The following is a 12,545-nucleotide window of genomic DNA, read 5'->3' on the forward strand; positions in this document are numbered from 1 at the left end:
TCCATGACTCAGAACGCCAACACCCAGGCCTTGTCCGACGCGGGCGTCTCCATCTGGCTCGACGACCTCAACCGTCCGATGGTCACCGGTGACGAGCTGTCGAAGCTCGTCGAGACGAACAACGTCGTCGGTGTCACCTCGAACCCGACGATCTTCGCGACGGCCCTGTCCGACGGCTCCGCCTACAACGAGCAGGTCGCCGAGCTGGCAGCAGCCGGCCAGGGCGTCGACGAGGCCGTCTTCGGGATCACGACGAAGGACGTCATGGCCGCGTGCGACATCCTGCGCCCCGTCTACGACGCGACGAACGGTGAGGACGGGCGCGTCTCCATCGAGGTCGACCCGCGCATGGCGCGCGACACCGAGGGCACCGTCACCATGGCGAAGCAGCTGTGGGAGACGATCGGGCGCGAGAACTGCATGATCAAGATCCCGGCGACGGTCGAGGGTCTGCCCGCGATCAGCGCCGTGCTCGCCGAGGGCATCAGCGTCAACGTCACGCTGATCTTCTCCCTCGACCGCTACCGCGGCGTCATGAACGCCTTCCTCACCGGCCTCGAACAGGCCCGTGAGAACGGCAAGGACCTGTCGAAGATCCGCTCCGTCGCCTCCTTCTTCGTCAGCCGCGTCGACACCGAGTTCGACGCGCGTCTCGACGCCGTCGGCACCGACGAGGCGAAGGCCCTCAAGTCGAAGGCCGGCATCGCCAACGCGCGCCTCGCCTACCAGGCGTTCGAGGAGGTCTTCTCGACGCCGCGCTGGCAGACCCTCGCCGACGACGGCGCGCACGTGCAGCGTCCCCTGTGGGCCTCGACGGGCGTCAAGGACCCGAGCCTGCCGGACACGCTGTACGTGACCGAGCTCGCCGCGCCGAACACGGTCAACACGATGCCGCCGAAGACGCTCGCCGCGCTCGCCGACCACGGCACGGTCGAGGGCGACCGCATCTCCGGCACCTACGACGAGGCGAAGGCGACGATGGACGCCCTCGAGCACGCCGGCGTCTCCTACGCCGACGTCGTCGACAAGCTCGAGACCGAGGGCCTCGACAAGTTCGAGAAGTCCTGGGAAGAGCTGCTCGGCTCCGTCCGTTCCGAACTCGAGAAGGCAGGCGAGAACAAGTGACCTCCTCCGGTGTCAGCCTCGGCACCGTGGGTGCCGGGGCGGCAGCGATCGACGCTGCCGTCCCGGCGCTCGTCGCCGAGAAGTTCGCGAGCCGACTCTTCGCGCAGGATCCCACGCTGTGGGGTTCCGACGCCGAGTCCGAAGCCGCGAAACGACTGTCCTGGGTGGGCCTCGCCAACTCATCCCGTCCTCTCGTCGGTGAGATCGCCGCGCTGCGCGAGAAGTTCACCTCCCAGGGCCTGACTCGCGTCGTCCTGTGCGGCATGGGCGGTTCGTCGCTCGCGCCGGAGGTCATCTGCGCGACCGCGGGTGTTCCGCTCGTCGTGCTCGACTCCTCCCAGCCCGACATGGTGCGCACCGCCCTCGCCGAGGACCTCGAGCACACCCTCGTCGTCGTCTCGTCGAAGTCGGGCTCGACGGTCGAGACCGACAGCCAGCGTCGCGTGTATGAGCAGGCGTTCGAGGACGCGGGCATCGACCCGACCGAGCGCATCGTCATCGTCACCGACCCGGGTTCGCCGCTCGACGAGAGCTCGCGTGCCGGCGGCTTCACCGTCGTCAACGCCGACCCGAACGTCGGCGGGCGCTACTCGGCTCTCACCGCCTTCGGTCTCGTCCCCTCCGGCCTCGCCGGCGCGGACGTCGAGGCCCTGCTCGACGAGGCCGAGTCCGTCACGGACCTGCTCGCCGAGGACGACGGGGCCAACCCGGGCCTACAGCTGGGCGCCGTGCTCGGGGGCACCTCTCCCCTGCGCGACAAGGTGATCCTCGCCGACGCCGGGACGCAGATCCCGGGCTTCGGTGACTGGATCGAGCAGCTCATCGCCGAGTCGACGGGCAAGGACGGCAAGGGCCTGCTGCCCGTCGTCGTCGGGCGTGACGAGCCCTCGAGCCTCGCCGCGGACGAGAACCTGGTCCTGCTCACGGCCGAGGACGACGAGCGCACCCCTGAGGGCGACTCCGTCACGACCGTCTCGGGTTCGCTGGGCGCGCAGATGCTGCTGTGGGAGGTCGCGACGGCCGTCGCCGGCCGCCTCATCGGCATCAACCCGTTCGACCAGCCGGACGTCGAGTCGGCGAAGGCCGCGGCGCGCGAACTGCTCGACGCGGGCATGGGCGCCGCTGATGCTCCTGCGTTCGTCGACGGCGCCGTTGAGGTTCGCACGGCGGGCCCCGACTTCCTCGCGGGCGCCGACACGCTCGATGCGGCGCTCCAGGCGCTCGTCGCACAGCTGACGCCGACGGGTTACCTCGCCGTCATGGCCTACCTCGACCGTCTCGCCGACACCGAGCTGGCCGCGACGCGCGCGCCGCTGGAGAGTGCGCTGGAACGACCCGTCACCTTCGGGTGGGGCCCGCGCTTCCTGCACTCGACCGGCCAGTACCACAAGGGCGGCCCGGCGAACGGTGTGTACCTGCAGATCACGACCGTCCCCGGCGAGGATCTCGCCGTGCCCGGGCGCGACTTCACCTTCGGGCAGTTCTGCGATGCGCAGGCCGGTGGTGACGCCTCCGTCCTCGCCGACCACGGCCGGCCTGTCCTGCGGCTGCACCTCGCCGACCACGACGCGGGCCTGAAGCAGGTCGTCGCGGCCCTGACGAAGATGTCCGGAGGCGAGGCCCGGTGACGCCGCCGACGGAGATCTCCAAGGGCCACAACCCCCTGCGTTCCAAGGAGGACAAGCGCCTGCCCCGCATCGCCGGGCCCTGCAGCGTCGTGCTCTTCGGCGTCACGGGTGACCTCGCCCGCAAGAAGCTCATGCCGGCCATCTACGACCTGTTCCACCGCGGTCTGCTGCCACCCGGTTTCTCCCTCGTCGGCTTCGCCCGACGTGACTGGGAGGACCAGGACTTCATGCAGATCGTCAAGGAGTCGGTCAAGGAGCGTGCGCGCACGGGCTACGACGAGGAGGTCTGGACCAACCTCGCCGACGGCATCCGTTTCGTCCAGGGCACCTTCGACGACGCCTCCGCCTTCGAGAACCTGGCGAAGACGCTCAAGGAACTCGAGGACAGCCGCGGCACCGAGGGCAACACGGCCTTCTACCTGTCGATCCCCCCGGGATCGTTCGCGCAGGTCTGCGAGCAGCTCGAGACGGCCGGCCTGACGAAGCCGAGCGAGACGAAGCCGGACGCGTGGCGCCGCGTCGTCATCGAGAAGCCCTTCGGGCACGACCTCGAGAGCGCGCGCGAGCTCAACGCGATCGTCGAGAGCGTCTTCCCACCCGACTCGATCTTCCGGATCGATCACTACCTCGGCAAGGAGACGGTGCAGAACATCCTGGCGTTCCGTTTCGCCAACCAGATGTTCGAGCCGATCTGGAACAACAACCACGTCGACCATGTGCAGATCACCATGGCCGAGGACATCGGCATCGGTGGCCGCGCGGGCTACTACGACGGCATCGGGGCGGCGCGCGACGTCATCCAGAACCACCTGCTCCAGCTGCTCGCCATCACGGCGATGGAGCAGCCGCTCACCTTCGACGCGAAGGATCTACGCACGGAGAAGGAGAAGGTGCTCGCCGCGGTGAAGCTGCCGCAGGATCTCGCGGCCTCGACGGCTCGCGGGCAGTACGCCGAGGGCTGGCAGGGCGCGGAGAAGGTGCCCGGCTTCCTGCAGGAGGAGGGCATCAAGCCCGACTCGCAGACCGAGACGTACGCCGCCGTCAAGCTCGGCATCAACACGCGGCGTTGGGCGGGTGTGCCGTTCTACCTGCGCACCGGCAAGCGACTCGGCAAGCGCGCCACCGAGATCGCCGTCGTATTCAAGAACGCGGTGACCCCGTTCGACGAGAACCAGACCGAGGAGCTCGGCCGCAACGCCATCGTCATCCGGGTGCAGCCCGACGAGGGCGTCACGATGCGGTTCGGTTCCAAGATTCCGGGCTCGAACGGCTTCGAGGTGCGCGACGTGACGATGGACTTCGGCTACGGCTCGGCGTTCACCGACTCGAGCCCGGAGGCGTACGAACGTCTCATCCTCGACGTGCTGCTCGGCGATCCGCCGTTGTTCCCGCGGCACGAAGAGGTCGAGTTGTCGTGGAAGATCCTCGACCCGATCGAGAACTTCTGGGCCTCGCTGGATGCGCAGCCCGATCAGTACGAGTCGGGCACGTGGGGGCCGCAGAGCTCTGACGACATGATGGCCCGCGACGGACGCCACTGGAGGATGCCGTGATCGTCAACCTGGACAAGACGTCGACGACGGAGATCTCCAAGAAGCTCGTCCAACTGCGCAACGAGGTCGGCTCGATGACGATCGGGCGTGTCATGACGCTCGTCGCCGTCTGCCGCGGTGAGGACGTCGAGGAGTCGCTGCACGTCGCGGCGGAGGCCACGCGTCTGCACCCGAGTCGCATCATCGCGCTCGTCGCCGACCCGGATGCCGCCGACGCGTGGCTCGACGCCGAGATCCGTCTCGGCGGCGACGCCGGTGCATCCGAGATCATCGTGCTGCGTCTGCACGGTGACCTCGCGCAGCACGGCGCGTCGGCCCTGACGCCACTACTGCTCGCCGACTCCCCCGTCGTCGCGTGGTGGCCGATGGAGGCCGACGAGAACATCGGTGAGACCCCGATCGGTCGGATGGCGCAGCGTCGCATCACCGACGCGTCGCTGTCGGCCGACCCGCGCAGCGAGATCCTGCGCCGCGCGATGCACTACACCGCCGGCGACACGGACATGGCGTGGGCCCGGACGACGCGCTGGCGCGGCCTGCTCGCGGGGGCACTCGACGTGCCGCCGTACGAGCCGGTCACGAAGGTCATCGTCACCGGAGCGAGCGACTCGGCCTCCACCGACCTGCTCGGCGGCTGGCTCGGCGTCGAACTCGGCTGCCCGGTCGAGCGTCGACTCGGTGAACCCGGTCTGGGCCTCATCAGCGTCGAGCTGGAGCGTGCTTCCGGCCCGATCCTGCTGACGCGTCACGGTGAGCAGGCGATCCTGAGCCAGCCCGGCCAGCCGGACCGTCAGATGGCGCTGCAGCGCCCGGACGCGGTCGCATCCCTCGCCGAGGAGCTGCGGCGCCTCGACAAGGACGAGGTCTACCGTGACGCCCTCGTGCGCGGCCTGCCGAAGCTCGCCGCCGAGGACGACGCGTGAGCGCTGCGAACGTCGAACGACGCGTGGCGGCGACGAAGGCTGATCTGGCCGACGCGATCGCCGAACGCCTGCGGGAGGTCATCGCCGACGCGGTGGCCTCCCGGGGCGTCGCCCACGTCGTCCTGACGGGCGGGTCGATGGGTGAGGCGAGTGCGCGAGCTCTCGCCTCCCTCGACGACATCGACTGGGCGCACGTGCACCTGTGGTGGGGCGACGAACGGTTCCTGCCCGCGGGGGACGCCGAGCGCAACGAGACGCAGGCTCGGGTGGTGCTCATCGACGTCGTCGGCGTGCCCGCGGCGAACGTGCACGCCATGGCGGCGTCGGACGGCCCGGACGGTGACGACCTCGACGCGGCCGTTGCGCGTTACCGCGACGAGCTGGCCACGGTGGCGCCACGGTTCGACGTCGTCATGCTCGGGATGGGTCCGGACACGCACGTGGCGTCCCTGTTTCCCGGGCACGCGACGACACGCGTCGACGACACGAGCGTCGTGGCGGAGAACGACTCCCCCAAGCCGCCGCCGCAGCGCATCAGCCTCACCTTCCCTGCGCTCAACGCGGCGCGCGAGGTGTGGCTCATGATCGCAGGGGCCGACAAGGCAGACGCGGTGCGCGCCGCGTCGACTTCGACGGATCGAACCGCTCACCCGGCCTCCGGCGTACACGGACGCGAACGCACGATCTGGTGGCTCGACGAGGCGGCAGCCGGGCCCGGCGCCTGAAGCACCCATCCAACGCGACGAAGCTCGTCACCTCCCGCTGGAGATGACGAGCTTCGTCGCGTCGGCGCTCATGGGCGCCGATGGAATCCGTCAGTTGAAGCGTTCGACGAGCCCCAAGCCGATGATGGCGAGGATCCAGATCGTCGCAGCGCCGACGGTGATGCGGTTGAGGTTGCGCTCAGCGCGCGAGGATCCGCCGAGGTTGGCGCCGGAGCCACCGCCGAACATGTCGGACAGACCGCCGCCGCTGCCCTTGTGCATGAGGATCAACAGCACGAGAAACAGGCTGCTCAGCACGAGCAGGCCCTGCAGCAGGATCTTGACAATGTCCACGAAGAAATCTCACCTCACGACGGGGCGGGCGTGAGCCCGCGCGAAATCAGCCCCCAGCGTACCGCGTGCCCGAGCCTCAGGCGTTCTGGTAGGTGCAGATGCCGATGAAGTCGTCAGCGACGAGCGACGCGCCGCCGACGAGGGCACCGTCCACGTCGTCCCCGGCCATGATCTCCGCGACGTTGCCCGGCTTCACCGAGCCGCCGTAGAGAACGCGGACCTTGTTCGCGAGTTCCTGGTCGAACGCGTCGGCGAGGGCGACGCGGACGGCGGCGCACACCTCCTGAGCGTCGGCGGGCGTCGCGACCTCGCCGGTGCCGATGGCCCACACGGGCTCGTAGGCGACGACGAGCGTCGACGCCTGCTCGGGCGTGAGACCGGCGACGGCGGCGCGCACCTGGGCGACGCAGTGCTCGACGTGCTCGCCCGCCTGACGGACCTCGAGCGGCTCACCGACGCACAGGATCGGCGTGAGGCCGTGACGGTACGCGGCCTCGACCTTCGCGCGGACGATCTCGTCCGTCTCACCGTGGTACTGACGGCGCTCGCTGTGACCGACGCACGCGTAGGTGCAGCCGAGCTTCGCGAGGAATGCGCCCGAGATCTCACCGGTGTACGCGCCCTCGTCATGCTGCGACAGATCCTGTGCGCCGTAGACGAGCTTGAGCTTGTCGCCGTCGACGAGCGTCTGCACCGAACGCAGATCGGTGAACGGCGGCAGGATGGCGACCTCGACGGCCCCGAAGTCGTGGCGCTTGTCCTCCAGGCCCCACGCGAGCTTCTGCACGAGGTGAGTGCCCGCGAGGTGGTCGAGGTTCATCTTCCAGTTGCCCGCCATGAGCGGCGTGCGCGTGTTCTTCGTCGAAGCCATGCCGGCTTCCCCTTTCACGTTGATCGGATACCGCGAACCCCGCCCCCGCCGAAGCGACGGAGGCGGGGCTCGCAGCTGTGGAGGTCAGATCAGCCGAGCACGGAGATGCCCGGCAGTTCCTTGCCCTCGAGGTATTCGAGGCTCGCCCCACCACCGGTGGAGATGTGCCCGAACTGATCGTCGGAGAAGCCGAGCTGACGCACGGCGGCGGCCGAGTCGCCACCACCGACGACGGTGAGGGCACCGTTCTCGGTGGCCTCGACGAGCGCCTGCGCGACAGCCTTCGTCCCGGCGGCGAACGGCTCCATCTCGAACGCGCCCATCGGGCCGTTCCAGAACACCGTCTTGCAGTCCGTCAGCTTGCTCGCGTACAGCTTCGCCGACTCCGGGCCGATGTCGAGACCCATCTGGTCGGCCGGGATCGCGTCGATCGAGACGACCTCGTGGCCCTTGTCGGCCGCGAACTCCGGCGCGACGACGACGTCGCTCGGCAGCACGATCTCGACGCCCAGCTCCTTGGCCTTCGCGATGTAGCCCTTGACCGTCTCGATCTGCTCGGTGTCGAGCAGGCTCTTGCCGACCTCGTGCCCCTCGGCCGCGAGGAAGGTGAACACCATCCCGCCGCCGATGAGCAGCCGATCCGCGGTCTGCATGAGGTTCTCGATGACGGCCAGCTTGTCGGCGACCTTCGCGCCACCGAGGACCACGGCGTACGGACGCTTCGGGTTCTCGGTGAGCTGCTTCAGCACCTCGACCTCGGTCTTGACGAGCCCACCCATCGCCGACGGCAGCAGCTGCGCCACGTCGTAGACGGACGCCTGCTTGCGGTGCACCACACCGAAGCCGTCGGAGACGAACACGTCCGCCAGTGACGCGAGCTGCTCGGCGAACTTCTTGCGCTCGGCCTCGTCCTTGCTCGTCTCGCCAACGTTGAAGCGCAGGTTCTCGAGCAGGGCGACGTCGCCGTCACCGAGGGATTCGACCGTGGAACGCGCCGAGTCGCCGACCGTGTCGGTGGCGAACGCCACGTCCTGACCGAGCAGTTCCGACAGGCGCCCGACGACGGGCTGCAGCGAGTACTTCGCCTCCGGCTCGCCCTTGGGGCGGCCCAGGTGCGCGACGACGACGACGCGAGCGCCGGCCTTCGTCAGCTCCTGGATCGTCGGGACCGATGCGCGGATGCGGCCGTCGTCGGTGATCGTCGAACCGTCGAGCGGGACGTTGAGGTCGCTGCGCAGCAACACTGTCTTGCCGCGCAGATCACCCAGATCGCTGATGGACTTCACGCCTGACCCCGATCAGAGGGAGGAGCCGACGAGCGTGGTCAGGTCGACGAGGCGGTTGGAGTAACCCCACTCGTTGTCGTACCAGCCGACGACCTTGACCTGGTTGCCGATGACCTTCGTCAGACCGGAGTCGAAGATGCAGGAGGCCGGGTCAGTGACGATGTCCGTCGAGACCAGCGGGTCCTCGGTGTACTGCAGGTAACCCTTGAGCGGGCCCTCGCTCGCGGCCTTCTTGACGATCTCGTTGACCTCTTCGACGGTCGTCTCGCGCGGAGCCTCGAACGTCAGGTCGGTCGCCGAGCCTGTGGGGGTCGGCACACGCAGCGCGTAACCGTCGAGCTTGCCCTTGAGCTCCGGCAGCACCAGCGCGACGGCCTTGGCGGCACCCGTCGAGGTCGGAACGATGTTGATCGCGGCGGCGCGGGCGCGACGCGGGTCGCTGTGCGGCGCGTCGTGCAGACGCTGGTCACCCGTGTAGGCGTGGATCGTCGTCATGAGGCCACGCTCGATGCCGAGGCCGTCGTTGAGAGCCTTGGCCATCGGGGCGAGGCAGTTCGTCGTGCACGAGGCGTTCGAGATGATCGTGTGCTTCGACGCGTCGTACTGGTCGTCGTTGACGCCCATGACGATCGTGATGTCCTCGTTCTTCGCCGGGGCGGAGATGATGACCTTCTTCGCGCCACCGGTGAGGTGCGCCTTGGCCTTCTCGGCGTCCGTGAAGAAACCGGTGGACTCGATGACGACGTCGGCGCCGACCGAGGCCCAGTCGAGCTTCGCCGGATCCTTCTCGGCGAACGCGGCGATCTTCTTGCCGTCGACCGTGAGGGAGTCCTCGTCGTAGGAGACCTCGCCGTCGAAACGGCCGAGGATCGAGTCGTACTTGAGGAGGTTGGCGAGCGTCTTGTTGTCGGTGAGGTCGTTCACCGCCACGATCTCGACGTCTGCGCCCGAGGCCTTCACGGCCCGGAAGAAGTTGCGGCCGATGCGGCCAAAGCCATTGATACCAACGCGGACGGTCACTTGAGGACCCTGCCCTTCCCTAGGAATCGAGTGCTCACGCGCCCAGAAAGGCGCGAGGTCTTTCAACACCTCCACCCTATGACACGCAGGCGGGCCGCGGGGCACCGCGGGGCAGGTTACCGGTCAGTCAGGCCGCTGACCGGGGCGCGGCAGGGTCAGTCGTCCTCGAGCATGTCGGGCGTGAGGTTCGCGTCGGTGCCGGGGATGCCCTGATCGGCGGCGCGCTTGTCGGCCATCGCGAGCAGCCGGCGGATGCGTCCGGCGACGGCGTCCTTCGTCATCGGTGGGTCGGCCAGGGCGCCGAGCTCCTCGAGGCTCGCCTCCTTGTGCTCGATGCGCAACTCACCGGCCTGACGAAGATGATCGGGCACGTCCTCGCCGAGGATCTCCATCGCCCGCGCGACGCGGCTGCCCGCGGCGACGGCAGCGCGCGCCGAACGGCGCAGGTTGGCGTCGTCGAAGTTCGCGAGACGGTTCGCGGTGGCCCTCACCTCACGGCGCATGCGGCGTTCCTCCCACACGAGGCGCGCGTCCTCGGCGCCCATGTGGGTGAGCATCGCGCCGATCGCCTCGCCGTCACGGATGACGACGCGGTCGACGCCGCGCACCTCACGCGCCTTTGCGGGCACACCCAGCCGGCGCGCCGCGCCGACGAGGGCGAGGGCGACTTCGGAACCGGGACAGGTGATCTCCAGCGACGACGAACGGCCCGGCTCGGTGAGCGAACCGTGGGCGATGAACGCGCCGCGCCACGCGGCGGCGGCGTCGTCGAGGGTGCCGTTGACGATCTTCGGCGGCAGCCCGCGCACCGGGCGGCCCTTCGCATCGACGAGGCCGGTCTGCACGGCGAGCTCGGGCTTGGCGACGCGCACGAGATACGTCGTCTGACGACGGATGCCGCCGGCACTCATGACGGCGAGCTCGCTCGTGTGACCGTAGAGCTGCGTGATGTTCGTACGCAGACGACGCGCGGCGACGCCGGTGTCGAGCTCCGCCTCGACGACGACCCGCCCGGCGACGAGGTGCAGCCCGCCGGCGAAGCGCAGCATGGCCGCGACCTCGGACTTGCGGGTCTGCTGCGGCGTCACCACCACCCGGGCCAGCTCGTCCTTGACCGCTGCCGTCATCGCCATGTCGTCGTGCACCTTCCTCGTCGATCGCCCTGCGGGACGAAGGATCTATTGTGCCGAACGCGTGGCACCCGGCCCAAACGGGTGGTCACGCGCGACGCCGCGCCTGGGCGCGGGCGGCCGATTCCATGACGTCGCGGTACGCCGTCGCGAGGCGCAGGGTGTCGTGGACGCCGGCGCTCTCCTGGTCGGCGACCGGCTTGTAGACGACGCTCGCGCCCAACGCGGCCGCCGACGACTCGAGCGCCTCGCGGGCACGGGCGTCATCACCGACGACGCCCGGGTCGGCGAGGATCGCGTCGAGGTGAAGGGCCGGAGCATGGGCCGCGAGCACCTCGAGGTGATCGCTGGCCGAGAAACCGGAGGTCTCGCCCGTGTCCATCTGGACGTTGAGCGTCAGCATCCGCTTCGCCTTCGTCTGCACGAGCGCGTCGAGCAGGTCGGGCACGAGCAGGTGCGGCATGACGGAGGTGAACCACGAGCCCGGCCCGAGGATGACCCAGTCGGCGTCGAGCACCGCGTCGATCGCCTCGCGGCACGGCTGCGGCGGGTCGGGGAACAGGCGCAGGTTGAGCACGGTGCCCGGCGTCTGCGCGACCGCGACCTGGCCGGAGACCTCGCGCACCCCGTCCGGATCTGCGGGGTCGGCGCCGCGGACTTTGGCGTCGATGCGCAACGGCTGCAACGACATGGGCAGGACGCGCCCGCGCGCGCTGAGCAGGCGCCCGACCATGTCGAGACCCTGGATCGGGTCTCCCAGCGAATCCCACAGCCCCGCGATGAGCAGGTTGCCGAGGGCGTGCCCGCCGAGCGGGCCCTCGCCCGGGAAGCGATGCTGCAGCGCATCACGCCAGGCGATGCCCCACTGCGAGTTGTCGCACAAAGCGGCCAGCGCCATGCGCAGGTCGCCGGGCGGGAGGATGTCGTACTCCTCGCGCAGGCGCCCCGAAGAGCCCCCGTCGTCGGCGACGGTGACGATGGCGGTGATCTTGTCCGTCACGAGACGCAGGGCCTCCAGCGAGGCGAACAGGCCATGCCCCCCACCGAGGGCCGCGACCGCGGGGCGCTTCACTCCCGCCCCAGATCACGGTGGACGACGAGGGTCCCGAGCTGATCGGAGGCGAGGCGCTTCGCCAGTTCCTCGGCCATCGCGACACTGCGGTGCTTGCCGCCGGTGCAGCCGACGGCGAGCGTGACGTAGCTGCGCCCCTCGCGCAGGTAGCCCTGCGTCATCGGTTCGAGCAGCGCGAGGACGCCGTCGAGGAACTCACGGGCGCCCAGCTGACCGAGGACGAAATCACGCACGACCTCGTCCTTTCCGCTGAACGGGCGCAGCTCCGGGTTCCAGAACGGGTTCGGCAAGAAACGCATGTCGAAGACGAGGTCGGCGTCGAGCGGGATGCCGTACTTGAACCCGAAGCTCATGACGGCGACGCGCAACGCCGGCCCGCCCGTGTCGCCGACGAGCTCGTGCACCTTCGCCGACAGTTGGTGGACGTTGAGACCGCTCGTGTCGATGAGGATGTCGGCGTTCGAGCGCAGGTCGCGCAAGATCTCACGTTCGCGGATGATGCCGTCGAGCATGCGCCCCTCGCCCTGCAACGGGTGCGGTCGGCGCACCGACTCGAACCGGCGCACGAGCGCCTCGTCGGTCGCGTCCATGAACACGACCGACGGGCGCCAGCCGTCGTCACGCAGACGTTCGAGGCCCGCGCGGAAGTCGGTGAAGAACGCGCGGCTGCGGACGTCGACGACGGCGGCGAGGCGCGGGACGTCCTCCGCGCTCGCGTCGACGAGCCCGGCGAGGTCGGGCAGCAGCTGAGGCGGCAGGTTGTCGACGACGTACCAGCCCTGATCCTCGAGCACGTTCGCGGCCGTCGAGCGGCCGGCGCCGCTCATGCCGGTGACGATCATCAACTCCGCGCGCGGTGGGTGTGACATGGCTGCCTCT

12 protein-coding genes are annotated in these 12,545 nt (G+C 69.4%); 5 read left to right on the top strand and 7 right to left on the bottom strand.

The genetic code is table 11. The features are described 5' to 3' along the window. Positions 1–3 precede the first annotated feature (3 nt). The 5 genes from tal to pgl are packed head-to-tail and all read left to right on the top strand — an operon-like array spanning position 4 to position 5,954. Complete coding sequence (gene tal / locus HMPREF0321_RS07285; protein WP_006945373.1) at positions 4–1,125, top strand: transaldolase; 1,122 nt, start codon at positions 4–6, stop codon at positions 1,123–1,125. Then, on the top strand, positions 1,122–2,753 hold the full coding sequence (locus HMPREF0321_RS07290; protein ID WP_006945381.1) for a glucose-6-phosphate isomerase: 1,632 nt from the start codon (positions 1,122–1,124) through the stop codon (positions 2,751–2,753). Before tal ends, HMPREF0321_RS07290 begins: the two co-directional genes overlap by 4 nt. After that, positions 2,750–4,306, top strand: a complete 1,557-nt coding sequence (zwf, locus tag HMPREF0321_RS07295; RefSeq protein WP_006945366.1) for a glucose-6-phosphate dehydrogenase — start codon at positions 2,750–2,752, stop codon at positions 4,304–4,306. Before HMPREF0321_RS07290 ends, zwf begins: the two co-directional genes overlap by 4 nt. Next, positions 4,303–5,229: a glucose-6-phosphate dehydrogenase assembly protein OpcA gene (locus tag HMPREF0321_RS07300; protein WP_006945474.1), complete on the top strand. Its 927-nt coding sequence runs from the start codon at positions 4,303–4,305 to the stop codon at positions 5,227–5,229. The genes zwf and HMPREF0321_RS07300 overlap by 4 nt, the downstream gene beginning before the upstream one ends. Further along, positions 5,226–5,954 carry a 6-phosphogluconolactonase gene (gene pgl, locus HMPREF0321_RS07305; RefSeq protein ID WP_006945379.1) on the top strand — a complete coding sequence of 243 codons (729 nt, stop codon included), beginning with the start codon at positions 5,226–5,228 and terminating at the stop codon, positions 5,952–5,954. Before HMPREF0321_RS07300 ends, pgl begins: the two co-directional genes overlap by 4 nt. Before the next feature lie 90 nt (positions 5,955–6,044). Here pgl and secG read toward each other — a convergent pair whose 3' ends face one another. The 7 genes from secG to rapZ form a co-directional block, all read right to left on the bottom strand. Continuing rightward, positions 6,045–6,287, bottom strand: a complete 243-nt coding sequence (gene secG, locus HMPREF0321_RS07310) for a preprotein translocase subunit SecG (protein WP_006945467.1) — start codon at positions 6,285–6,287, stop codon at positions 6,045–6,047. 76 nt (positions 6,288–6,363) lie between these two features. Further along, entirely contained in the window at positions 6,364–7,158 is a 795-nt protein-coding gene (tpiA, locus tag HMPREF0321_RS07315) for a triose-phosphate isomerase (RefSeq protein WP_006945363.1), read from the bottom strand. A gap of 89 nt (positions 7,159–7,247) precedes the next feature. Beyond that, the gene (gene pgk, locus HMPREF0321_RS07320) at positions 7,248–8,444 is read right to left on the bottom strand and encodes a phosphoglycerate kinase (protein WP_006945461.1); all 1,197 of its coding nucleotides are present in this window, start codon (positions 8,442–8,444) and stop codon (positions 7,248–7,250) included. Between the two features lie 12 nt (positions 8,445–8,456). Beyond that, positions 8,457–9,464 carry a type I glyceraldehyde-3-phosphate dehydrogenase gene (gap, locus tag HMPREF0321_RS07325; protein ID WP_040014658.1) on the bottom strand — a complete coding sequence of 336 codons (1,008 nt, stop codon included), beginning with the start codon at positions 9,462–9,464 and terminating at the stop codon, positions 8,457–8,459. 155 nt (positions 9,465–9,619) lie between these two features. Further along, complete coding sequence (whiA, locus tag HMPREF0321_RS07330; RefSeq protein WP_038570925.1) at positions 9,620–10,597, bottom strand: DNA-binding protein WhiA; 978 nt, start codon at positions 10,595–10,597, stop codon at positions 9,620–9,622. Between the two features lie 85 nt (positions 10,598–10,682). After that, the gene (yvcK, locus tag HMPREF0321_RS07335; protein ID WP_006945440.1) at positions 10,683–11,666 is read right to left on the bottom strand and encodes a uridine diphosphate-N-acetylglucosamine-binding protein YvcK; all 984 of its coding nucleotides are present in this window, start codon (positions 11,664–11,666) and stop codon (positions 10,683–10,685) included. Beyond that, positions 11,663–12,535, bottom strand: a complete 873-nt coding sequence (gene rapZ / locus HMPREF0321_RS07340; RefSeq protein WP_040014671.1) for an RNase adapter RapZ — start codon at positions 12,533–12,535, stop codon at positions 11,663–11,665. The genes yvcK and rapZ overlap by 4 nt, the downstream gene beginning before the upstream one ends. Positions 12,536–12,545 lie beyond the last annotated feature (10 nt).

Origin of the sequence: Dermacoccus sp. Ellin185, assembly GCF_000152185.1 — a bacterium.
Taxonomy (GTDB): Bacteria; Actinomycetota; Actinomycetes; order Actinomycetales; family Dermatophilaceae; genus Dermacoccus; species Dermacoccus nishinomiyaensis.

Bases quoted from the DNA above. Each gene is read 5' to 3' on its own strand.
- tal (WP_006945373.1), top strand. From the start codon at position 4: ATGACTCAGAACGCCAACACCCAGGCCTTGTCCGACGCGGGCGTCTCC.
- tpiA (WP_006945363.1), bottom strand. From the start codon at position 7,158: ATGGCTTCGACGAAGAACACGCGCACGCCGCTCATGGCGGGCAACTGG.
- whiA (WP_038570925.1), bottom strand. From the start codon at position 10,597: ATGGCGATGACGGCAGCGGTCAAGGACGAGCTGGCCCGGGTGGTGGTG.
- rapZ (WP_040014671.1), bottom strand. From the start codon at position 12,535: ATGTCACACCCACCGCGCGCGGAGTTGATGATCGTCACCGGCATGAGC.